General features: G+C 37.4%; 22 protein-coding genes and 1 tRNA gene. 9 read left to right on the top strand and 14 right to left on the bottom strand.

What is annotated here, in order from left to right:
* Positions 1 to 317: 317 nt before the first annotated feature.
* A complete protein-coding gene (locus tag IAE19_RS02990) occupies positions 318 to 848 on the bottom strand; it encodes a ferritin-like domain-containing protein (RefSeq protein WP_005004097.1) in 531 nt (176 codons plus the stop codon).
* Positions 849 to 1,326: 478 nt separating this feature from the next.
* Here IAE19_RS02990 and IAE19_RS02985 point away from each other — a divergent pair.
* Positions 1,327 to 1,403 (top strand) — tRNA-Ile (locus IAE19_RS02985).
* A gap of 292 nt (positions 1,404 to 1,695) precedes the next feature.
* Here the strand turns inward: IAE19_RS02985 and IAE19_RS02980 are convergent.
* On the bottom strand, positions 1,696 to 3,666 hold the full coding sequence (locus IAE19_RS02980; RefSeq protein ID WP_265092534.1) for an alkyl/aryl-sulfatase: 1,971 nt from the start codon (positions 3,664 to 3,666) through the stop codon (positions 1,696 to 1,698).
* Positions 3,667 to 3,718: 52 nt separating this feature from the next.
* On the bottom strand, positions 3,719 to 4,657 hold the full coding sequence (locus IAE19_RS02975; protein ID WP_200459458.1) for a transporter: 939 nt from the start codon (positions 4,655 to 4,657) through the stop codon (positions 3,719 to 3,721).
* A 244-nt stretch (positions 4,658 to 4,901) separates the two neighbouring features.
* On the opposite strand from IAE19_RS02975, the gene IAE19_RS02970 reads away from it, so the two are divergent.
* Entirely contained in the window at positions 4,902 to 5,111 is a 210-nt protein-coding gene (locus IAE19_RS02970; protein ID WP_200459457.1) for a hypothetical protein, read from the top strand.
* A 31-nt stretch (positions 5,112 to 5,142) separates the two neighbouring features.
* On the opposite strand, the gene bioB is transcribed toward IAE19_RS02970, so the two are convergent.
* Positions 5,143 to 6,132: a biotin synthase BioB gene (gene bioB / locus IAE19_RS02965; protein ID WP_200459456.1), complete on the bottom strand. Its 990-nt coding sequence runs from the start codon at positions 6,130 to 6,132 to the stop codon at positions 5,143 to 5,145.
* Between the two features lie 77 nt (positions 6,133 to 6,209).
* Complete coding sequence (gene queG, locus IAE19_RS02960; protein WP_200459455.1) at positions 6,210 to 7,316, bottom strand: tRNA epoxyqueuosine(34) reductase QueG; 1,107 nt, start codon at positions 7,314 to 7,316, stop codon at positions 6,210 to 6,212.
* Between the two features lie 29 nt (positions 7,317 to 7,345).
* On the opposite strand from queG, the gene IAE19_RS02955 reads away from it, so the two are divergent.
* Positions 7,346 to 8,833, top strand: a complete 1,488-nt coding sequence (locus tag IAE19_RS02955) for an NAD(P)H-hydrate dehydratase (protein WP_200459454.1) — start codon at positions 7,346 to 7,348, stop codon at positions 8,831 to 8,833.
* A gap of 6 nt (positions 8,834 to 8,839) precedes the next feature.
* Here IAE19_RS02955 and ruvC read toward each other — a convergent pair whose 3' ends face one another.
* Positions 8,840 to 9,385, bottom strand: a complete 546-nt coding sequence (gene ruvC, locus IAE19_RS02950) for a crossover junction endodeoxyribonuclease RuvC (RefSeq protein WP_200459453.1) — start codon at positions 9,383 to 9,385, stop codon at positions 8,840 to 8,842.
* 124 nt (positions 9,386 to 9,509) lie between these two features.
* On the opposite strand from ruvC, the gene IAE19_RS02945 reads away from it, so the two are divergent.
* Positions 9,510 to 10,076, top strand: a complete 567-nt coding sequence (locus tag IAE19_RS02945; protein WP_200459452.1) for an FxsA family protein — start codon at positions 9,510 to 9,512, stop codon at positions 10,074 to 10,076.
* Positions 10,077 to 10,151: 75 nt separating this feature from the next.
* Here IAE19_RS02945 and IAE19_RS02940 read toward each other — a convergent pair whose 3' ends face one another.
* Entirely contained in the window at positions 10,152 to 11,555 is a 1,404-nt protein-coding gene (locus IAE19_RS02940) for an LLM class flavin-dependent oxidoreductase (protein ID WP_200459451.1), read from the bottom strand.
* Positions 11,556 to 11,849: 294 nt separating this feature from the next.
* Positions 11,850 to 12,032 carry a hypothetical protein gene (locus IAE19_RS02935; RefSeq protein WP_200459450.1) on the bottom strand — a complete coding sequence of 61 codons (183 nt, stop codon included), beginning with the start codon at positions 12,030 to 12,032 and terminating at the stop codon, positions 11,850 to 11,852.
* A gap of 246 nt (positions 12,033 to 12,278) precedes the next feature.
* Between IAE19_RS02935 and IAE19_RS02930 the strand changes: the two genes are divergently transcribed.
* Complete coding sequence (locus IAE19_RS02930; RefSeq protein ID WP_200459449.1) at positions 12,279 to 12,527, top strand: hypothetical protein; 249 nt, start codon at positions 12,279 to 12,281, stop codon at positions 12,525 to 12,527.
* Between the two features lie 108 nt (positions 12,528 to 12,635).
* On the opposite strand, the gene metK is transcribed toward IAE19_RS02930, so the two are convergent.
* On the bottom strand, positions 12,636 to 13,802 hold the full coding sequence (gene metK, locus IAE19_RS02925; RefSeq protein ID WP_200459448.1) for a methionine adenosyltransferase: 1,167 nt from the start codon (positions 13,800 to 13,802) through the stop codon (positions 12,636 to 12,638).
* 702 nt (positions 13,803 to 14,504) lie between these two features.
* Between metK and tkt the strand changes: the two genes are divergently transcribed.
* Positions 14,505 to 16,493, top strand: a complete 1,989-nt coding sequence (gene tkt, locus IAE19_RS02920; RefSeq protein WP_200459447.1) for a transketolase — start codon at positions 14,505 to 14,507, stop codon at positions 16,491 to 16,493.
* Positions 16,494 to 16,614: 121 nt separating this feature from the next.
* Positions 16,615 to 16,896 (top strand): hypothetical protein, encoded by a 282-nt coding sequence (locus tag IAE19_RS02915; RefSeq protein WP_200459446.1) that lies wholly within the window; start codon positions 16,615 to 16,617, stop codon positions 16,894 to 16,896.
* 127 nt (positions 16,897 to 17,023) lie between these two features.
* Here IAE19_RS02915 and IAE19_RS02910 read toward each other — a convergent pair whose 3' ends face one another.
* Positions 17,024 to 17,431: an OsmC family protein gene (locus tag IAE19_RS02910; protein WP_200459445.1), complete on the bottom strand. Its 408-nt coding sequence runs from the start codon at positions 17,429 to 17,431 to the stop codon at positions 17,024 to 17,026.
* A gap of 302 nt (positions 17,432 to 17,733) precedes the next feature.
* Between IAE19_RS02910 and IAE19_RS02905 the strand changes: the two genes are divergently transcribed.
* Positions 17,734 to 18,315 (top strand): YceI family protein, encoded by a 582-nt coding sequence (locus IAE19_RS02905; protein WP_200459444.1) that lies wholly within the window; start codon positions 17,734 to 17,736, stop codon positions 18,313 to 18,315.
* 218 nt (positions 18,316 to 18,533) lie between these two features.
* Here IAE19_RS02905 and IAE19_RS02900 read toward each other — a convergent pair whose 3' ends face one another.
* Positions 18,534 to 19,838, bottom strand: coding sequence for a serine hydrolase domain-containing protein (locus IAE19_RS02900; protein ID WP_200459443.1), 1,305 nt, complete (start codon positions 19,836 to 19,838; stop codon positions 18,534 to 18,536).
* Between the two features lie 8 nt (positions 19,839 to 19,846).
* Positions 19,847 to 20,293 (bottom strand): GNAT family N-acetyltransferase, encoded by a 447-nt coding sequence (locus IAE19_RS02895; protein WP_200459442.1) that lies wholly within the window; start codon positions 20,291 to 20,293, stop codon positions 19,847 to 19,849.
* Positions 20,294 to 20,775: 482 nt separating this feature from the next.
* On the opposite strand from IAE19_RS02895, the gene IAE19_RS02890 reads away from it, so the two are divergent.
* Positions 20,776 to 21,183 (top strand): GFA family protein, encoded by a 408-nt coding sequence (locus IAE19_RS02890; RefSeq protein ID WP_200459441.1) that lies wholly within the window; start codon positions 20,776 to 20,778, stop codon positions 21,181 to 21,183.
* Positions 21,184 to 21,203: 20 nt separating this feature from the next.
* On the opposite strand, the gene IAE19_RS02885 is transcribed toward IAE19_RS02890, so the two are convergent.
* Both IAE19_RS02885 and IAE19_RS02880 read right to left on the bottom strand, forming a co-directional pair.
* Positions 21,204 to 21,920: a glutamine amidotransferase gene (locus tag IAE19_RS02885; RefSeq protein WP_200459440.1), complete on the bottom strand. Its 717-nt coding sequence runs from the start codon at positions 21,918 to 21,920 to the stop codon at positions 21,204 to 21,206.
* A gap of 253 nt (positions 21,921 to 22,173) precedes the next feature.
* Entirely contained in the window at positions 22,174 to 23,685 is a 1,512-nt protein-coding gene (locus tag IAE19_RS02880) for an aldehyde dehydrogenase family protein (protein WP_200459439.1), read from the bottom strand.
* Between the last annotated feature and the right edge of the window lie 43 nt (positions 23,686 to 23,728).

The raw sequence follows: 23,728 nt of genomic DNA, 5'->3' as shown, positions 1-23,728 counted from the left end.
TATCTTTATTTGTAAAGTATATTCAAGAGTATATATTATTGATAATTCATAGTTTTATTGAAATTTCAAATTAAATTTTAACACTAAGTGTTATTAAATCAATAAGATAAAAATGGCATAAAGATAGTTTTTAATGTATAAATAATCTAAATAAATCATCAACATTGTATATATTTAATAAATAATATCAGATGTACAGTAGACTTATATAAAAAACCAAAACACATCGCAATAGATGAAATGCTGCCGTGCTTTGGTTTTGAAAGAGATGAATCTATTTTTTAGGTGTATTTGAATAATTTAAACAAACTAGCTGACTAGAGATCACTTAAAATATCAGCCATATCATCGGCATGTTCTTCTTCCTGAGCCAAAATATCTTCAAGAATACGGCGGGTAGTTGGATCTTTATCGCCAATATATTGAATAATTTCACGATAAGAGTCGATCGCGATACGTTCAGCAACTAGATCTTCAGTTACCATTTCTTTGAGGGTTCTGCCTTCTACATACTCAGCATGGGAACGCTCTTCCAAACCTCGGGGGCTAAAGTTCGGCTCTCCACCTAATTGCACAATTCGTTCTGCAAGATTATCTGCATGTGTAGCTTCCTGAGTAGCATGCTCTAAAAACTCGGCAGCAGCTACAGATGCTTTAACTCCTTGGGCCATAAAATAATGACGTTTGTAGCGTAGAACACAAATTAATTCAGTCGCCAGTGCTTCATTGAGTAATTTAAGAATTTCTTCGCGATCTGCTGAATAACCCTCAGTTACCGCACCTTCTTCTACATGTTGACGTGCTCTTTGACGTAAAGTGGCAACATCTGTAAATTCTACATTAGACATGGGTATGTTCCTCAACTTATTGAATCAAATATATAAATTTTAATAGCTGTGTGGTACTCAAAATGTAATTGAATCTTTTTTATTAAAGCCAAAAATCAGAAATGACATGAAACATTTCTTACTCACTATTGTTGTTAAATGCGGAGTAAATAAAAAGAAGAGATAAGAGTGACTTTTGTAAAAATTAGAAACACAAGTATATGAAAATCATTATTATTTTGTTTATTGATTGAAGATGAGCAAACTGAGGGGAGGCACAGCCAATTGTAAGAATTACATTATTGTTTTAATTGAAGGTTTAATGATCAAAAATCAGGATCTTAACTTTACTCGAATGATCTATATCGGATAGAATCACTCGGGTAAAATCAAAGCGATTTAATATTGGATAAATTAAGAAGCACTTGTGTTTCATGAACAAGTTAGCTAATATTTTTTTCGCTTATAATCATTGATTATTCAATGTGTTACGTTATTTGGGCCTATAGCTCAGTTGGTTAGAGCAGCGGACTCATAATCCGTTGGTCCCGTGTTCAAGTCACGGTGGGCCCACCATATAAAACAACCACTTAGGTGTACTAATCCTAAGTGGTTTTTTAATGTCTAAAATTCATGTAAGCACGATGTAATTATTCTAAAAAGCATTCATAACTGAAAATGTCTGATCTTAATTATTTTTCGTCCAAGGCTTCCAAAAATTTATAAATAACTTTGCGCGGTAGAGATTTATATTTATAAAATACAAACGCCTAATGAAATTCATCAGGCGTTTGCTTTAAATAAATGCCAATCTATTTTGGAATTAAATAGAAAAAAAGCATTCTTTCTAAAACGGATTAACTTAATTTTATGGAGTCACGATGTTAAACCAGAATGGATAGTCATCAATTAAACCAACAAGATCAACCAGCGCTTGTTGATTACCATTAATTTTAATCTCTCCTGATTTGATTTTATCCTGCCACGTTGCCTGTTTTAGCTGGATAGCATTTAAGGTTGTTTTATTTAGTGTGACCGTAGCATCCACTTTTTTCTCAGGAACAGTAGAGTAATTCAACACAGAGTTGCTAAGCGTGACCGTATAGTTTTTCCCTAGATCAGGGAAGTCAAAGTTTACTGCCAAACGTTTACCTTGGGCTTTTTCAGCATTTAAACGAACGCCCCAATAATCAAATAATAAGTCAGGTTGCATACCTTGAATGGTATCAGGACTCACAGTACCACTAATTTCTCTATTAGGAATACCATTTCGCAGTTCATAAGCACCTTGTAAATAAACTGAACGCCAAGGACCTGATTCAGCTTGATAACCTAATTGTTCATAAGTATCTGCCAAGAGGTTTTTTGCTTCTGTGTTGTTTGGATTCGCAAAAACCACATGTTTAAGCACCATTGCCAACCAACGATATTCACCTTTAGCAAAGTCATTCTTTGCTCGGTTCATCACTTGTTGTTCACCACCCATATATTCTACATATTTTTTAGCGGCATCTTCAGGGGGTAATACATCTAGATCAGAAGGGTTGCCATCGTACCAACCCATGTATCGTTGATAGACAGCTCTCGAATTATGTTTCAATGTTCCATAATAACCGCGACCTTCCCAGAAATTTTCTAAACTCGATGGTAGTTTAATTTTCTCTGCAATTTCTTCACCTGTATAACCTTCATTCATTAAATAAACAGACTGATCATGAATGTATTTATATAAGTCACGTTGTTTTTCTAGGTAGTCATCAATGTTTTTATTACCCCACATTGGCCAATGATGGCTTTGAAACTTTACATCAATGTCTTTGCCATAGAGCTCGCGAGTTTCATTAATGTATTTTGACCAACTTAATGCGTCACGAACTTGAGCACCACGTAGGGTTAAAATGTTATGCATGGTTGCTGTTGTATTTTCTGCCATCCACATTGCTTTAAACGCTGGCAAATATACATTCATTTCTGCGGGTGCTTCCGTACCTGGTGTCATTTGGAAAACCATTTCAACACCATCAACATTTAGTTTTTCACCCGTTTTTTTAATTAAAATATTAGGTTCAATAATTGTGGTTGTACCACCTGGATTGGTTAATCCAAGTCCTGCACCTACACTACCTTCCGCACTACGTGGTAATAATGCGCCATACATATATACTGCACGGCGACTCATTGCATTACCAGAAATGACGCCTTCACTAATGGCATGTTCCATAAAGCCATCCGGTGCAATCACCTTAACTTTTCCACTTTTTACATCAGCCTCATTAATAACACCTTTGACACCACCATAGTGATCGACATGAGGATGGCTATACATCACCGCTACAATGGGAAGCTTGCCAAATTTTTCTGTGACTAAGTCATAAGCTGCTTTAGCCGTTTCACTTACGCTACCAACGTCAAAAATAATCCAACCTGTTTTACCGCGTATAAATGTTATATTTGCTAAATCATAACCACGAACTTGATAAATTCCTGGTTTTACTTCAAACAAACCATATTGCACATTCAGTTGTGCATTTCTCCATAAGCTTGGATTAACGGAGGGTGGTGCTGGATTTTCCAATTTAATATATTGTTTAAATGACTCTAAATCCCAAATTACTTTGCCCGTTTTTTCATCTTTAATAGTTAAATGTTCAGGCTTAAGTAATAGTCCTCGTTGAGCATCTTCAAAATCCTTTTTATCACTAAAAGGCAGCGTGTTGTAAACTGAGTTATTCGCTTGCTGGGTTATAATAGTAGCAGGTTTTGCATGTAAGTGGGTACACAGCATCGTTGTGGCTAGTACAGTAAAAATAAGTTTTTTATTCAAATGAGATTGATTCATTTAGATGTACTCACATTTCCATTTATTGTCATTAAAGTTGATAAAACTGTTATTAATATTGAAGTGAAAGATTAAGTTGATAAGCCGTACCTTCTGGCCGGTTTTTCACATCAAATTCATGTACGCCACGAGCGGAGAGTGAAAGTGAATAATCCTGTCCGAGTTTCTTTTCATAAGTTAAGATTGGTCCAACTCCATAAGAGCGACCTTTAAATCCATCTAAACGCTCAGAGAAACGGCTATCATCATCTGTGGTTTGATAAATCATCCCACCCACCACTCCCACTCCTAATCCTGACTCAAACCGTTTTAGTCCTAATAAATCAAGACGGAACATTTCACCATTTTTATAATCAGTGGCTTCATTTTTGGTATAAAACTCATAACCCATATTTGCTGTGAGTTCAGTTTTTAGTTTTGGTAGAATGGTTGTCATTGCCATATTTGGAACAAATGTCCATGTATTTTGGCTTGCATTGCTCAGTTTATTTGGATCATAACTACCGGTTGGGGCATAGACGTTGACCCCAAATAGAACATGCATAATAGGATTGATATGGTAGTTGGCAATGAGAGGAGAAAACATAACATCACCAATTTTTGTCGCGTTTTCTTGCCTTTCTCGATCATTCACATAAGAACGAATATTGGTGTATTGTACAGGGACTCCAACACTTGTTGCCAAGGTCCATTTTGGAGAAGTTTTCCAGATAAATACGCCATTTAATAAATTATAGGAAAGTTGATAATCAATTCCTCCAACCAATTGACCCGCAATAGGAACCTGTTTGGAAGCACTTAGACTGCCGTCATAATAGACACTTACGAGGCTCAATATCCCGCCTTCTTCTGATGGTAATACTGCATTTAAAGGAACGACCTGCATACCAGTGCTTGGTCTACCTGAGGCGCCTTCTACAGCGTGTACTTGTTGGGATATTGATAGACATAGGGTGCAAGATATTAAACTGTATCGTAAAAATATTTTCATCGTTAATCCTTTTTAACGAGTGTTATAAAATAATTATGAGTTTATTTTTCAGTGAGTTGGTTATAAAATAATGCGTTTATATTAATCTACTATAGTGTTTTTTATTTTGCTACTTTTTAATTGTATTTATCAGGGTAAATAAATATATTTTTCACCTGATTATTGGCACTATACTAAACATGAATCAAAATGATTTGGCTCCTATTTTTTAAAATGATTAAATAATTCGCAATTGAGTTTAATTATGACGGATAAACTACATTCTGACCATCATATTGTTACAGAGCAACTTGGCCTGACCATTGTTTGGTTGATGCAACATCAAGATGTATTTGATTCATTAAGTTTTGATACACAGTCTCAGCAACTTATTGTAAAACATGCAGCCGGGGAAGATCTTATTCGTGAAGGGATGTATTTAACCGCGCAGTATGGAATTTTAGTCACGTCATAAAAAACCCTCTTAAATAAGAGGGCTGATCAATTTATGCGCTCATGGCATCGACCGCTAGTTCACGAGCAGAAACTTTTGGTTTTTCAGCCACTAACCCTAATTTGGCAAATAGCTGCTGATCTCTACCTTCACCGGCATTTGGCGTTGTTAGTAATTTGTCACCAGAGAATAAAGAGTTTGCTCCAGCCATAAACGCGAGTGCTTGATCAGAATCACTAAGCGACTCACGACCCGCAGAAAGACGAATATAACTTTGTGGCATGATAATACGTGCAACTGCAATGGTGCGAATCCATTCGGTTACATCTAGTTTTTCAACATCGGCCAGTGGGGTGCCTTCGATTGGAACCAGCATATTAATAGGCACAGATTCAGGGTGAATAGGTAATGTTGCAAGTTCAAACAATAAACCAATACGGTCTTGTTTCTGTTCACCTAAACCCACAATACCGCCACTACAAACTTTTAAGCCTGCATTGCGCACATGATCCAACGTATTTAAACGATCATCAAAGGTGCGGGTACTAATAATGTTGCCATAATACTCGCGAGATGTGTCTAGATTGTGATTGTAATAATCTAGGCCTGCTTCATGTAAACGTTCAGCCTGTGATTGGTTAAGCATGCCCAGCGTCATACAGGTCTCAAGTCCCAGCGCTTTCACTTCACGAACCATTTCCAGAACGTAAGGCATATCACGTTCATGCGGATTACGCCATGCTGCGCCCATACAAAAACGTGAAGAACCTGATTCCTTAGCTGCTTGGGCCTCAGAAATGACTTTTTCAACCGCGATACGCTTTTCTGCTTCAAGTTTTGAGTCATACCGAGCCGATTGCGAACAATACTTACAATCTTCAGGACATTTACCTGTTTTAATGGACAATAAAGTACTAACCTGAATCGTATTGGCAGAGAAATGTTGACGGTGCACTTGTTGCGCCTGAAAAACCAGATCTAAAAATGGTTGATCATAAAGTGCTTGGATTTCGTTACGAGTCCAATCATTACGTAAGGTCATTGTCATAATCCATGATGATTGCTTTTACTAGCAACTTATCATACAGAATTCATGCTAAAGCTATAGGGCAAAAAACATCATTTTTGTTGACTTGCGAGTTGCTTTAATAATTGTTGTTCAATTGCCCAGTCAATATGTACATTTACGATATCATCATGTTGGGATTTGGCTTGTATGAGCTGTTCTACAATTAATCCAGAATAAGGTGCATTTCCTAAACCAATCGCGATATTACGCTTGAACGACTGATAACCTGTACGCCGAATCGGGCTACCTTCGGTATGTGTTAAAAAGGTTAATTCATCCCATTGCCAGATTTCAAGCAGGGAAATATCATTAAGACCATGTCGTGGATTAAAGTCAGAAATAGACGCTTTTTGGGCAAAGCTGTTCCATGGACAAATCAATTGGCAATCATCACAGCCGAAGATTCGGTTGCCGATTCCTGCACGAAGCTCTTCTGCAATGATACCTTTATATTCAATGGTTAAATAAGCAATACATCTACGTGCATCGAGCATATACGGTTCCACAATGGCCTGAGTTGGGCAAATGTCGATACAGGCATTGCATGATCCACAATGAGCCGTGGCTGGTTTATCAAAAGGCAAATCTAGCGAAGTGAATAATTCACCTAAGACGAAAAACGAACCTGACTTTTTATGAATGAGTAGAGTATGTTTCCCTGTCCAGCCCATACCTGCACTTTCAGCCAATGATTTTTCAAAGATGGGCGCTGAATCTGCAAAAGGGCGTGATTCAAATTCTCCCACTTTTTCTCTGATTTTTGAGGCCAGTGTTTTTAAACGGCCACGCATGATTTTATGATAATCTCGCCCTCGTGCATAACGGGCTATAATGGCTGAATTAGGTTCATCTGGGACATAACGAGGCTTGGGCGTTTCTACTAAGTAATTCATTCGGACACAAATAATGCTTTTTGTCCCAGGAATCAGCAATTTCGGATCTGCTCGTTTTTCTAAATTTTCTGTTAAATAATGCATATCCGCATGATAGCCGCGCTTTAAATATTCCTGAAAACGAGGCATTTGCTCTTGAGCATCTGGTTTGGCAATGACACAATCAGCAAAACCAAGTGCCAAAGCCTGTTCCTTTATCCATTGTTTTAGTTCAATGGCATCATATTGAAGAACGGGAATAGAAGCTGCTGAAATAGACGACATATGCCAAGAACAATGAGGAATAAGAAAAAATGCGGACTCCAGTTTACCATAGCCCTGTTTATGATAGCCAAAGTATTCAAGCATGGGAAAAGCGTTGGTTTGCGCAGCAAAACTCTTCTTTAGGTTTAATGCAGCAAGTTGCATGGGCAATTGCAGAACGGTTAGATCAATACATTATACAAAATAGCCTAAGTATTAAAAAAATTGCTATTTGGTGTGGTACTGGAAATAATGCAGGAGATGGTTATTATACGGCAGCTTATTTGGCTCAAAAAGGATATCAGGTTCAAATTTTTGCAGCATCCAGAGCGGAGTCTGGAAACTTAAAACATGCGATTTTTTATGCCCAACACAATAAAGTGTGCATTGAGCCGAATTTTGAAGTTCAAAATCAATTTGATTGTCATATTGATGCTTTGTTTGGGATCGGTTTAAATCGTGAGCTTGATCAAAAATGGCAGGAGATTGTTCAGCGTTTCAATCAATTATCTGGTTTCAAAGTCGCAGTCGATGTTCCAAGCGGGTTGCATGCTAACACGGGGCAGGCTCTACCCATTGCCATTAAAGCGGATCTTACATTCACTGCGTTGGCTATAAAAGTAGGACTCGTCACAGGACAAGCCAAAGAATATGTAGGCAGGCTGGAGGTCATTTCTTTGATTGCTCCTGATGATGAGTTAAAACAGATTGCTTATTTTACATCTCCCCAAATTTATTTACCCAAACGTCAGGCATTTGGTCATAAAGGAAGTTATGGGCATGTGCTGGTCGTGGGGGGACATGCCAATATGGGCGGTGCGGTGATTATGGCAGCGGAAGCAGCTTTTCACGCAGGCGCAGGGAAAGTCACTGTGATTTGTGATGCATCACATCACACGGCAATATTGTCGCGTTCACCCAATGTTATGGTTCAGGATATTAACGAGTTTGACCCAGATAAAATTGAAAAATTATTTCGTCATATCGATGCAGTCTGTTTTGGAATGGGCTTAGGGCGAGATCATTGGTCAGCTCAAATTTTTAACATCTGGTTTGAAATTCTACAAACTCAGACTCAGCTTGAAATTGTACTGGATGCGGATGCACTCTGGTTTTTGGCAGAAAAACAAAGTGCTGATTTGAATGAAAATATATATTTAACACCACATTCTGCTGAAGCAGCTCGATTACTCAATATCACAGCCCAACAAGTTGAACACGATCGCGTTGCTGCAATTTATCAGCTACAAGCAAAATACAAGGGCAGTTGGGTACTTAAAGGTTCAGGAAGTTTGATTCTGGAAAATGATACATTATTTGTCTGTTCAACGGGCAATGCAGGTATGGGAACGGGAGGTATGGGCGATGTATTGGCCGGTATGGTGGCAAGTCTAAAAGCGCAGTTCCATACAGATATTACGCTTTCAGACATTGTTACATTACATGGAAAAGCTGGTGATTTACTGGCTGAACAGGGTCAAAGAGGAATTCAAGCACAGCATATGGCAGAGGTGATTTATCAGGTCGTTAATGCTTAATTTAAGTTAACGCCGTCTACTATTATAACGGCTACGACCACGTGCCATTCCTCCGAGTGCATTTAAAACCGCCATTTTACTCATACTGCCAGAGACATGGGCATGACAAATTGCAGCTGCCAATGCATCGGCAGCATCGGCTTGAGGTTTAATACTTAAGCTTAAAATGCGCATCACCATCATTTGTACTTGTTCTTTATCTGCCGCACCATAACCAACGACAGACTGTTTAATTTGTCGAGCTGTATACTCAGCTACTTGTAAATCCAGATTGACCAATGCAGCAATAGCGGCCCCACGGGCCTGACCTAGTTTTAGTGCAGAATCAGGATTTTGTGCCATAAAGACTTGTTCCACTGCGGCTTCGGTCGGGCCGTGAAATTTTACAATTCGTTCAACGCCTGCAAAAATTCGCTTTAAACGTTCCGGCATATCCTGACTTTCAGTGCGAATAGTGCCTGCATCGATAAAACGCAGCTGACCGCCATCTTTTTCAATGATTCCATAACCCGTAAGACGTGAACCAGGATCAATTCCTATAATTAATGGCATAACAGACTTTAAAAATAAAAGATTGCCCATATTGTTACATAACAGCATTAAAAAATCTTGATCCACGTAAGATCACTGGTTAATACTGCTGCAAACATTTATTTTTGAGATAGATAAGTTTTACATGAATTTATTATTGATTGTTGTTTTTGGCGCGATTCTCGAAATTGCTGTATGGATTGGTATTGCCCAATTTGTTAGCGGCTGGTACGTGTTTTTCTGGTTTATTATCGCATTTTTTATCGGGTTAAACATGCTGCGCTCCAGTACCTCTGGGATTATGCCCCAATTGCAGCAAATGCAAATGACAGGGCAGATCGGTACTGATCCAGCTGTAAGCAAGAAACTTGCGATGGCGATGGCGGGTTTCCTATTAATGTTACCCGGTATTATCTCTGATATTTTAGCTGTGCTAATTTTAATTCCTGCTGTGCAACGAATTTTCCAGAATGCCTTGATGAAAACTATGGCAAAACGCCAGCAAGCCATGATGGACAAAATGATGGGTGGCATGATGGGTGGTGCAAGTGGTCAGGCTGGGCAAAATCCTTTTGCTGACATGATGCGTCAAATGCAGGATATGCAAAATCAACAATCTAATGATCAGTATCGTGATTCCAGTGTGATTGATGGGGAGGCTCGTGAAGTAACGCCAGATCGCAAGAAAATTGAATATAAAGACAAAGACTAAAATAAGTTTGATGTTCTGTTATATAAACAAAGCCGAATAATTGATTCGGCTTTTTATGGTTTAAATTAATGGTTTTCAAACCGCTGCTTTAAGAGAGGATGTCGTGGATTTACGATAAGCTGCACCCCGATGCCATTCGGGTAAATGTGCTTTTGCATTAAATAATTTTTCTCTTAACGTTCCTTCGCTATATTGCTTTGGATAAACCCCGCGCTTTTGTAACTCAGGGACAATAAAATTGACAATGTCCTCAAAAGTTTGATGCGCTAAAATATAAGCAAGATTAAAACCGTCTATATCTGTGTCTTCGACCCACTGTTGTAATTCATCGGCGACTGTTTGTGCAGATCCAACCAAAACAGGGCCATTACCACCGACCCCAACCCAGTTCGCAATTTCTTCAATTGTCCAGACACGATCTGGATCTGCATTAACATAAGAATCAAGTAAAGACTGAATAGCATCTGTCTGAATATACTCAACTTTATCTTTGGATTTGTAATTTGAAAAATCGACGCCTGACCAGCCAGATAATAAAGTTAAAGCCCCATCATAACTGGCATATGATTGATATTCTTTAAATTTCAATTGTGCTTGATGATCAGTTTCATCAGTAACAATAGAGAGTAAGGCATAAATTTTGGCTGAATAGGGGTCACGACCATTGTCAATTAATTTTTGACGAATACTTTTTACAATACTCCGAGTCGCCAATTTGGATGGCGCAGCAATAAAAATACATTCGGCATTTTGACTAGCAAATGTTTGACCGCGTCCCGAAGCGCCTGCTTGATATAAAACTGGTGTACGTTGAGGCGAGGGTTCACAAATATGAATCCCTGGAACCTCAAAATATTTTCCTTTATGTTGAATTGGATGGACTTTAGTTGAATCTGCAAAAATACCTGTTTTTTTGTCTGCTAGAACTGCATCATTTTCCCAAGAGCCTTCCCAGAGTTTGTATAAGACTTCCAGATATTCATCTGCGATATCATATCGTTGATCATGGCTTATCTGATCGGATAGACCTAAGTTTTTAGAACCACTGGCCAGATATGACGTTACAATATTCCAGCCGACACGGCCCTTGGTCAAATGGTCAAGCGTACTCATACGCCGTGCAAAAGGGTAAGGATGTTCAAATGAAATAGATGTGGTGACTCCAAATCCTAGATGTTTAGTGACTGTTGCCATAGCTGGAACGATTTGCAAAGGATCATTAACAGGTACTTGAACAGCACCAGACAAGGCATGATGCATATTTTGATGATATACATCGTAAATACCTAAAACGTCAGCCAGAAATATGCCATCAAAAATACCCTGTTCCAATATTTTGGCTAGATCCGTCCAATAGTCTATATCCTTGTATTCACGTGAACGATCCTGTGGATGTCGCCATAAACCAGGAGACTGATGGGCGATACAGTTCATTTCAAAAGCATTAAATCGAATTTGTTTTGATTTTGTGGCTGGCATAAGGTCGCTCTTTCGGTATAACTGCAATTGAGCTTAAGTCAAAATTGCACCGTTCTTTATATTGATTAGTTTTGAGCTTTAAAGATTTTTTTAAATAAAATAATGTGATTTGCTAAGTTATAAAATATCTACCTGCTCGATCTTATTAATAAATTCTAACTTTCGTAGTCTACTAGTTGTTTTGACCAACAAGATTATAGATAGTTTAAATGTTTATTTAAAACAGGTGTTTAGATTTAAATTGTGCTAATTGAAAAGGATGGTCTCTGGTTTCAATTTAATGATTCGCCTCAATTATTTTTTATGGGTAGAATTTGGGCTATTTGTTTCATCTACATCAATATTAAGTGATTCTAATTTCGTGTTTGGCTGATATCTATTTGAAACAAGTGTGGTTTTTTCATTCTCAGACTCTCTATATTTTCGGCTACGGTTGGCTCTTTCGCGAAAACCACCTTTATTAATCAGTTGAGTCATCTTAATTAACCTGTGTAATGCTATTAATAAATTTTAACAATATTTTTATGGATTATTCTATTTTTTATGTACTATTAAATGTAAAAATATAGATATGTTTATGATAAATAATGAATTTCCTCGTTAAATAATTCCATTGAAATCATCTTCTATTTCACATAGTATAAAAATATAAGGCCTAAAATGATTTAGCTGTAGCTAAACAGACATAGAAAAACAAGCTTAGGGTCGTGTGGGAGGATTACTATGCTATACCAATATCACTGTGCATGTTGTAACAAGGTCGTTGCATCCACAGATAAAGAATGCCCTTATTGTGGTTCACAACATATTCGCAGTCCGTATGGATGGTGGATTTTTTGTCTTGTGGGATGCCTCGCCGTTGTTATGGTGTTCAAAACTGTGCAATTTTATGTACAAACGCATGAGACAGATACGCCAACACAAAAGTCGATACTGGATGTGCTAAATTCTAACGATAAAAAAACTAACTAGACATGTTAAATTTAGGGAAATAAATAAATTTTTAGCTGCTTGTGTTAATCAGTCTACATAAAAACAAACCCGCAAATGCGGGCTTGTTTTGTATAGAAAGGGTAGTCTTTATAGACCAGCAGCATCTTTAAGAATATCAACTTTATCGGTTTTTTCCCAAGTAAACGCATGATCAGTGCCTTCGCGACCAAAGTGGCCATAAGCAGCTGTTTGTTTATACATTGGTTGTAACAAGTCTAACATACGGGTTATGCCGAATGGACGCAAATCGAAATGTTCACGCACTAAAGCAATAATTAGCTCATCATCGACTTTTGCTGTATTAAATGTATTGATTGAAATAGAGGTGGGTTCTGCAACACCAATAGCATAACTTACCTGAATTTCACATTTATCTGCTAAACCTGCCGCCACAATATTCTTGGCAACATAACGGCCTGCATAGGCAGCAGAGCGGTCAACTTTTGATGGATCTTTACCAGAAAAAGCACCACCACCATGACGAGCCATACCGCCATAAGTATCAACAATGATTTTACGACCAGTAAGACCACAGTCACCAACAGGACCGCCAATTACAAACATACCCGTTGGATTGATGTGAAACTTTGTGCCTGCATGGAACATGTCAGCTGGAATAACAGGTTTTACAATTTCTTCAATCACTGCTTCTTTAAGCTGAGTTTGAGAAATTTCAGGGTCATGTTGAGTGGAAAGAACAACTGCATCCAGACGTACAGGACGACCATTTTCATAAGCAAAAGTCACCTGGCTTTTTGCATCTGGACGTAACCAAGGTAAAACACCTGAACGGCGTAATTCAGCTTGACGTTCCATGAGGCGATGCGCATACGAAATAGGCGCAGGCATAAGCACGTCAGTTTCACGACTCGCATACCCAAACATTAATCCCTGATCGCCAGCACCTTGATCTTCTGGTTTTTGACGATCGACACCTTGCGCAATTTCAGGAGATTGTTTACCAATCATATTGATCACAGCACAGGTTGAACCGTCAAAGCCGAGATCAGAATGGTGATAACCAATTCCATTGACGGTCTGGCGTACGATTGCTTCGAAATCAACGTTCGCTGTTGTTGTAATTTCACCAGCAAGAACCACAGCACCTGTTTTTACTAATGTTTCACAAGCAACCCGTGCATATGGGTCTTCTTTTAAGATCGCATCCAGAATCGCATCACTAATTTGGTCAGCCATTTTATCTGGATGGCCTTCGCTTACAGATTCAGAAGTAAAAACAGCATACTCGCGCATGAAAGTCCTATCACAGTAATTTTAAAGACATAATATGTTACATCGACTTGCCCTTTAGGACTAGCTTAACCTGATTAAATTGCGTGAATTTATTTACTTTTTGCCTTGTTTTATCTGATATGCGTATGAATAAAATTTATATAGAAGCCATAAAATAACCCATTAATGTCATTTTTCTTCTTTTATATTTAAAATAATATTTTGATTTATAAAATAATTTTTATTTATCTTGCATATTTTATAATATAAACCTTCTTTTTTTATTGAATACTCAACATTTGATACGATATCGCAATAAAAATAAAATATAAAAGTAGAGATGAGTTTAGTTCATTATTTTTAGGAATAGATGATTAAAATTCTTTTTTGTTGATGCGGAATTTTTTACATGTCAAATACAGGTAAAATTAAGCATTTTAAAAATTATTTAATAAATATAAGTACCTGATTAATATTGTTTTATATGGCTATTTTGAAGGCGTGAAGATTGTATGGCGTGAGGGCGGATAAGAAAAAGTGATATTAATTCAAATCTATCGGTACGCGATTTACAAGGATTCAGCCAAAAGTGACATATAAAAGTACGGAAAATCACGACATAGGCTTTACCCGTGCATGTTTTTTTAAGACAATATAGCCTGCTTTTGAATCCCGATTCATGCTCATCTTTTTTATTCTATCGATTTATTTGGACGCTGACCTATGACGACCCCTTTAAACGAACGTCGTGTTGCAAATGCAATTCGTGTATTGGCTATGGATGCTGTACAACAGGCAAATTCAGGCCATCCTGGTGCGCCGATGGGTATGGCAGACATTGCAGACGTCGTTTGGCGTGAGTTTTTAAACCATAACCCAGCTAATCCACAATGGGCCAATCGCGATCGCTTTGTGTTATCAAATGGTCATGGCTCAATGTTGCAATACGCATTGCTGCATTTAACAGGCTACGATGTTTCAATTGAAGATATCAAGCAATTCCGTCAACTACATTCTAAAACACCAGGTCATCCTGAATTAGGTTATGCGCCTGGTATTGAAACTACAACAGGTCCTTTAGGTCAGGGGATTGCCAACGCGGTAGGTTTTGCATTAGCTGAAAAAACATTAGCAGCACAATTTAACAAAGCTGATTTAACAGTAGTGGATCATTATACGTATTGTTTTCTAGGTGATGGCTGCTTAATGGAAGGGGTTTCCCATGAAGCATGTTCTTTGGCTGGAACATTAGGTCTAGGTAAACTGATTGCCTATTATGATGACAATGGTATTTCTATTGATGGTGAAGTTGAGGGCTGGTTCAGTGATGATACCGAGCAGCGTTTCAATTCATACGGTTGGCAGGTGCTACGCGCCGATGGTCATGATGGCGATGCTATTCGTCAGGCAACGATTCAAGCACAGGCTGAAACGTCTAAACCCACCCTCATTATTTGTAAAACCGTTATTGGTTTAGGTTCTCCGAATAAACAAGGTAAAGAAGACAGTCATGGTGCACCACTAGGTGTAGATGAAATCAAGCTAACTCGTGAAGTGTTAGGTTGGGAAGATGAATCTTTTAGTATTCCTGCGGACATTTATGCCCAGTGGGATGCCAAAGCAAAAGGCCAACAAGTTGAATCTGCTTGGGATCAGGTATTTGCAACGTACCAAGAAAAGTATCCAACTGAAGCTGCTGAATTACTACGTCGTATTTCTGGCGATCTACCTGCTGATTTTTCTGCAAAAGCAGATGCATTCATTGCAGAAACGAATGCTAAAGCTGAAAGCATTGCTACCCGTAAAGCGAGCCAGAATACCTTGCAAACCTTTGGGCCATTGTTGCCTGAGTTATTAGGTGGTTCTGCTGACCTTGCAGGTTCTAACCTGACTTTATGGAAAGGTTGTGTGGGCGTTCAGGACAATCCTGCGGGTAATTATGTGCATTATGGTGTACGTGAGTTTGGTATGACTGCCATTGCCAATGGTGTTGCCCTACACGGTGGTTTTATTCCTTATGTAGCCACTTTCTTAATGTTTATGGAATATGCGCGTAACGCAGTGCGTATGTCTGCATTGATGAAGCAACGTGTGATTCATGTTTATACCCATGATTCTATCGGTTTGGGTGAGGATGGTCCAACCCACCAGCCTGTAGAGCAAATTGCATCATTACGTTCTACACCGAATCTAAACACTTGGCGTCCTGCGGATACAGTTGAAACGGCCATTGCGTGGAAAGCATCTTTAGAGCGTAAAGATGGTCCATCTGCATTGATCCTGTCTCGTCAGAATCTAGCATTTCAGACTCGCACTGAACAGCAAATTCAGAATGCTGCAAAAGGTGGCTATGTATTGGCTCAGGAAAAAGGTGAGCTTAAAGCCATTATTATTGCCACGGGTTCAGAAGTTGAATTGGCGATGAATGCTTATGTGCAACTTGAAGGTGTACGAGTGGTCTCTATGCCATGTGCAGAAGAATTCATGAAGCAGGATGCTGCGTACCGTGAGACCGTCCTGCCTTCCAATATCCGCGCTCGTGTTGCAGTTGAAGCAGCGCATGTGGATTATTGGTGGAAGTTCGTCGGTTTAGATGGCAAAGTGATTGGTATGACCACTTATGGTGAATCTGCGCCAGCCAAGGATTTATTTAAGTTCTTTGGTATCACAACTGACGCAGTTGTTGATGCGGTTAAATCTTTAACTGCTTGAACTAATTTCAGCAAAGCATAGAGCTTTTGAAGCCCAGTCGATCAAAAGATTGACTGGGTTTTTTTGATTCAATATTTCTGTGCTATATTTTTTTAAAGCATGAGTCTCATTGGATATTACTATGAAATTTTCATTTGTCGCGCTGGATGGGGAAACAATGACAGGGGAATGCGAATTTATTCTCAACCCATCACAATATATGTCTAACGCATTGGCTACAGATATTAAGAACTCCACAGCGTTGGATGGGGTGTTGGGTGAATTTAGTTTTTATCAAAAGTTAGGGAATAATACTGAAAATACTGTGTCAAGATTTGCTGTAGATAATGAAAACAATGTATTTCATAGTGATAAGCTACCTGATTTCGTTCAAATTGGAAGTCATTGGCAAAGGATTGACTAATTTTGAATAGACACAGGAATGTTTATTTACCCTATTAATTTCATACGACTTTTCTCAGAGAATATTTAATTGATTTTTAAATATTCCTGAGCGGTTTAAATGTACATTTCAATCATTGGGTGTGAAATCAAAATGTCATATCCGTCTGAATCGAAATATTCGAGGTTAGAATTTTATGGACAGGGCAGCTTTCAGCAACTTTTAATAAACGTTTATGCTGGTCTTCTGTAAATTCACCTTTTAATATTATTTTGCGTTCAATATTATTTTGCCCTGTTTCTGGGGGACCGTTCGGATTCATTGTTAAATTAACGTGGACATGTTCAAGTTTGATACCTTTATGATTCGCATACATTTCTAAAGTGATCGTCGTACATGCACCCAAGGCAGAAAGTAAAAGCTGCACTGGATCAGGGGCGGTATTTTGCCCGCCTTTTTCGATCGGTTCATCGGCATACCACACATGGCCAGAAGGATCGGTAAGGGTGACACGATAGGGCGTTTGAGTACTTTTAGCTTGAACAATGTCTAACATACAAGAACCTAAATGAAGCAATAAAATATATCTTTAACATAAAAGAGGCTGAACTTGTTGTCATTTTGTATGTAGGAATATTCTTCTTAAAGTTTTTTAATTAGTTTATCTAAACAAATATTGATTTTTATTAACTTTATTTAATTATTTTTGATATTATGCTCATTATTTTTTGATTTTGTTAAGTAATTTTAATTAAATTGATATTGTTGCATGCTTGCAACAATTCGTCTTATAAATAACAGTGTATTAAAACCAACAAAGTATAAACTTACCATTATTCACTGAGTAGGAAAAAAATCATGCGTTTAAAAACATTATCATTTGGTTTAGCGATTGCAGTAGCAAGTTCTTTCACCTTAGCTGCGCCAGTAGATTATAAAATTGACCCAACCCACACAGCGACAGTATTTTCATGGAACCACTTTGGTTTCTCTACACCAAGTGCAAACTTTAGCGATATTCAAGGGGTGATTAAAGTTGACAATACAAAACCTGCAAATTCTTCTGTAGAAGTAACGATTCCTGTAAGCAGCGTCAACACAAACGTAGCGGCTTTGGATAAGGAGTTTCAGGAAGAAGGTTGGTTTAATGCAGCGAAATATCCAAATATTACATTTAAAAGTACTAAAGTTGAGACAAAAGACAAAAAGCATTTCAAAATTACAGGTAATTTGACTGTTAAAGGTATTACTAAACCAGTGGTATTGGATGCTGTGTTAAATAAACAAGGTGAACATCCAATGGCAAAAGTACCTGCGATTGGTTTTAATGCAACCACTTCATTTAATCGTTCTGAATTTGGTATTGGAAATTACGTACCTAATGTTGGAGATAAGATTACTGTAAATATTACAACTGAAGCAGAAGCTGCTAAGAAATAATATTTAAAAAATAAGGGCTTATATGGTATTTTATAAATATTGTATAAGTCTTTTTTATTGCCTACACATTCTAAAAATTGATTTATTTCTTTAAACTGAAAATTAAAGAATCAAACTATAAAAATAAGTGATAAAAACGAACTAAATAAAAATTTTTAGATAAATACTAAATAAGTAAACTTAACTAAAATGGAAGGGGAAGTCTCAGATTGAATTCACTATTCTAAATAAATGAATAAAGAATAAATGTTCATTAGTGTTTGATTAAAACTTACATAAATAGTTAAAGTCTTAGTTCTAAAATGGATTTTGTAAATCCGATCTAAATGAATACCATTCGGCTGATCATTAATCAAAAAAAGCTGATGAGATATATTTTCTTTTACAAGGGCTTCCAAATAAGATACTAAAATATTTTGAGAAACATTGGACTCAACTTGATCAAAAATTTTTTGATCAATGATGAAGTGTATTTTTTTTATTAACTCCCCTGTTAGCGAAGGAAACGGGTCATCCCTATTTTTCTCTGAATTATCTTTGTAATTGGGATTATATAGCACAGCTACATGTTTCAATATTTCACCAACATTTGCATTATTTACGTTTGCTAAGACAACAAATGTAATTCCATCCTGATCATAGCGTTGTAGTGCTGTTCGGAATCCTTGCCATGAGCCCTCATGTCCTATGATCAATTGGTCCTGATTATGATGTTGAATATCCCAACCAAAACCATAGGGATAACTTTGACCATTATTTAAGACAACAGGACTTAAAATTTGCTTCCATGATTCTTTAGATAAAATACGTCGAGACGCAACAATATTATCCCATTTAAGGTAATCTTCTAAAGATAACAATAAGGATCCTTCTGCTAGGGTATTGGCTGAATCAGAGATCCATTGCTGATTTTTTATTTCTCCCAGAATATTTTCATAACCTGCTGCTCGATGCATAACAATATCAGTATCGTTAATGATACATGCACTATGCATACCGGCTGGATTAAAAAGGCGCTGCTGTAAAATTACTCCATACTGTTTGCCAGCAACTTTATTAATCATAAAGCCTAATACTGAATATCCGGTATTACTATATGACCAACGTTCGCCAGGCAAAAACTCAATGGGTGCTGCATAATAATATTCAAGATATTCATCGTCTGTAAATTCCTGTTTAATATCTATATCAATGGCACCTAAACCTGATGTATGCGTTAGTAAATGTCGTAGTGTGATGGTTTGCCAATGTTTAGGTGCAGTCGGTAAATAGGCTGTAATGGATTCATCAAGCCTTATTTTTTTATCTTCAACCAGCAACATGACTGCCATAGCAGTAAACATTTTTCCGATGGAGGCGCTTTGAAAAACGGTATTAGTTAAAACAGGTACATTATGCTCTAAATTAGATAAACCATATCCTTGCATAAATACAGGATGACCATTTTGAAAGATACCAACAGCGATTCCTGGTATGTTCTGGCGTTTTAGTTCGGCATAAATATAGTTGTCGAAATTATTCATACTTCTAATTAAAATTTGAGTTGATAATAATATTCTTCTTTTAGGATTTTACCCGTAAAAATAAAACCAAATGAAGTATACAAATTTTTAGCTATTACATTGTGATCATCAATCATAATGTTTACAGTTTTAATTCCATCACGCTTAAAAAAATCCAAGATAGAGGAAAAAGATTTTCGGCCATAGCCTTGTCCTAGAAATTTATAATCAATCATAAAACGGCAAACTTCTACTTCATTAGAAGAAGAAAAATGTTTATACATAAAAAAACCAATCAAAGTTTCATCATTATATAAAGCTTTGGGTTTACACTCAGGATAATAGTTTGATTCAGCCAGAGAAATAGCATTGCAGCAGATAAAGTCTTCAAAAATGGTACCAATACCATCTTTATTACTTGTTAATTCACAGATATCAAAGCAATTATCTTTATCTACTTCACATATTTTAATCATAAAACTCACTTTAAATTATTCAGTAGGAAACATCATTCATGTGATACTCGGAGGTATAATAAAATCATGTCCATATTTGATAAAAAGTTAATGTCGAAAAAATGACCAATTTCACTTCATTTGGCTAATTGTATAATTAAATTCATATTGAGTGTGTATGTGTTAAGTTTAAGTGTATAAAAACTGATTAAAAGTGAAGGATTACAATGAAAATTTTAGTTGTGCGTTTAAAATTCATTTAATTTATCTATAAATTAGAATTCTATATTTATTTTGATATTTTAATTAAAGTTTAAATTGTATTATTTGGATTTTTATGAGGAGATCACCCTAAATATTACCCTCAAAGATCAAAGTATGATGAAATAATAATTTACAGTTTGACGAATGTATTCATGTAATTAAAAGTCATCACCAGTTTTTTATTTTGTAGAATAGCAATGAAATAAAAATAATCAAATCACTTGATAAGAGGAAAACCAATGTTAGGCCAATGTTTATGCGGAACAGTTAAATTTGAGGTAAATATTCGAACAGAACAAATCGCCGTTTGTCATTGTTCTATGTGCCGCAAATGGGGTGGCGGGCCATCTCTGACTTTGGAAGTAGTAGATCATTTAAAAGTGACTGGTGAAAAATCAATTGGAAAATACGCGTCTTCCGAGTGGGCAGCTCGATATTTCTGTAAAGAATGTGGCACAAATTTATATTACAAGCTGAATGAGCGTGACTATTATAGTGTAAATGCTCAGCTTTTCGAGTTGCCCGATCACGCAAAAATTCATCTGGAGATTTATACCGATCACAAGCCTGCTTATTATCCATTTTTATCTTCAGCCAAACGGATGACGGAACAGGATGTAATTGACTTATTTTCTTCTGAAAATTAAAGACGGCGGTAAGGCTTTGTTTAATTTAATAATTGAATTTGCTTTAAAAATCGTTTAATCACATGGTACGCCGCATGTTCAAGATTTTGGGCATGCAATGCATTTTCTTCACGTAATTGGGGAATTGAGAATTTAGCTTGGCGTAATTCGCAAGTATGGCCAATGAGCCAACGTTCAAACATATCTTCTGCAACTTCAATATGAAACTGTAACGCCAGTACATGCTGCTCAATAGAAAATGCCTGATGAGGATAAAGTACAGAACTGGCCAGTAAAGTGGCATTTTCAGGCAAGTCAAATGTATCACCATGCCAATGCAAAACAGCAACACCTTCCAGCGGTTCAAGAATATTATGAGCAATGTCCTTGATTTCTAGCTCACCCCAGCCTATTTCTTTTTGATGACCTGCATAAACTTTGGCATTTAGTGCTCTGGCAATTAACTGCGCACCAAGGCAAATTCCTAAGGTCGGTTTTTTATCTACGAGGCGTTGTTTGAGTAATGCAATTTCTGGGGTCAGAAAAGGATAATCTTGTTCTTCATAAACTCCAATTGGCCCACCTAAAATTACGGTTAGCCCCTCATATTTAAGCGCCGGAGCCAGATCATCTACACCCGCCTCAAAATAGCGAATACGAAAACCTAACTGATAAAAAATATCTTCTAATGAACCTAAATCTTCAAAAGCGAGATGCTGAATAGCGTAAATAGTTTTGGAAAAGGCGTGATGAGTCATAATAGATTCAGTATTGCATCGACAAGGTTCACATTAAGCCAAAACAGCAAAAAAGAAAACTGGAATGTTTCTTTAGCGTAAAAGAAAATACAGATCGGCTTTTGGATGATCAATGATAAAAACAAAGTGACAATATGAATTTTTAAAGAAAATTTTAAGATATTTATTTTTTTTCAAATATTTATCTTGTTTTTATTCTAAAAAAATAGAGGCGAATAAATCACCTCTATTTCGTCTCTGGTAAAGAATGCTTTTAGAAAAAGCCCATTGGCTTGGTTGAATAACTGACCAATAAATTTTTGGTTTGTTGATAATGGTCGAGCATCATCTTGTGGTTTTCGCGTCCAATACCAGATTGTTTATAACCACCAAAAGCAGCATGAGCCGGGTAAATGTGATAACAATTGGTCCAGACACGACCTGCTTCAATCGCGCGACCTGCACGATAAGAAGTGTGCGCAGAACGTGACCAGACACCTGCCCCTAAACCATAAACGGTATCATTGGCAATGCGTATAGCATCATCAAAATCCTTAAATGTGGCCACGGACAGAACAGGGCCGAAAATTTCTTCCTGAAAAATCTTCATACTGTTATTGCCTTTGAAAATGGTCGGCTCGATATAGAAACCACCATCGACATCATGACGTGCATCACCACCCGTGAGTAATTGTGCTCCTTCATTACGACCTGTATCAATACAGCCAATAATTTTATCAAATTGTTGCTTGGATGCTTGCGCGCCAATCATAGTTTCTGTATCTAGAGGATGTCCAGTTTTGATCTTTCTAACACGTTCAATGGCCATTTCAAGGAAACGATCAGCAATACTTTCCTGAACGAGTGCTCGAGATGGACAGGTACATACTTCGCCCTGATTCAAAGCAAACATGGCAAAGCCTTCTAGGGTCTTTTCCAGAAAGTCATCTTCTTTATCCAAAATATCTTCAAAGAAAATGTTGGGTGATTTGCCGCCAAGTTCTAACGTGACTGGAATAATATTCTCAGTCGCATATTGCATGATTTGTTGACCGACTTTGGTGGAGCCCGTAAATGCGATTTTTGCAATGCGCGGGTTAGTTGCCAGTGGGCGACCAACTTCAACCCCATAACCATTCACAATATTAAGAATGCCAGCAGGTAAAAGATCCTGAATCAGTTCAACTAAGACCAAAATACTGGCTGGGGTTTGTTCCGCAGGTTTGAGTACAATACAATTACCTGCTGCTAAAGCGGGTGCAAGTTTCCACGCAGCCATCAAAATTGGGAAATTCCATGGAATGATTTGGCCGACCACTCCTAAAGGCTCGTGAAAATGGTAGGCGATAGTATCTTCATCAATCTCAGAGATGCCGCCTTCCTGAGCGCGGATACAGCCTGCAAAATAACGGAAATGATCAATCGCCAATGGAATATCTGCAGCCAGTGTTTCACGAACAGGCTTACCGTTATCCCATGTTTCAGCGACTGCCAACATTTCCAGATTGGCTTCAAGACGATCTGCAATTTTTAATAATAAATTTGAACGTGTTGTTGGAGAGGCTTTATTCCACTGTGCTTTAGCCTTATGGGCAGCATCTAGTGCTAATTCAATATCTTCCGCACTTGAGCGCGGAATTCTTGTAAATACTTTGCCATCGACAGGAGAGATGTTTTCAAAGTATTCTCCTTTTACAGGGGCAACCCATTGCCCATCAATAAAATTTTCGTATTGAGCTTTAAATTGAACTTTTGAAGCAGGTTGATTAGGATCGATGTAACGCATATAAATATTCCTTTGCTTATCATTGATATACATATCAAATTTG

The sequence above is a fragment of the Acinetobacter sp. S40 genome (assembly GCF_016624705.1).
In the GTDB taxonomy this organism is placed as follows: Bacteria; Pseudomonadota; Gammaproteobacteria; order Pseudomonadales; family Moraxellaceae; genus Acinetobacter.
Note: the sequence above shows the minus strand (reverse complement) of the source record. Positions and strands in the feature narration are given on the sequence as shown.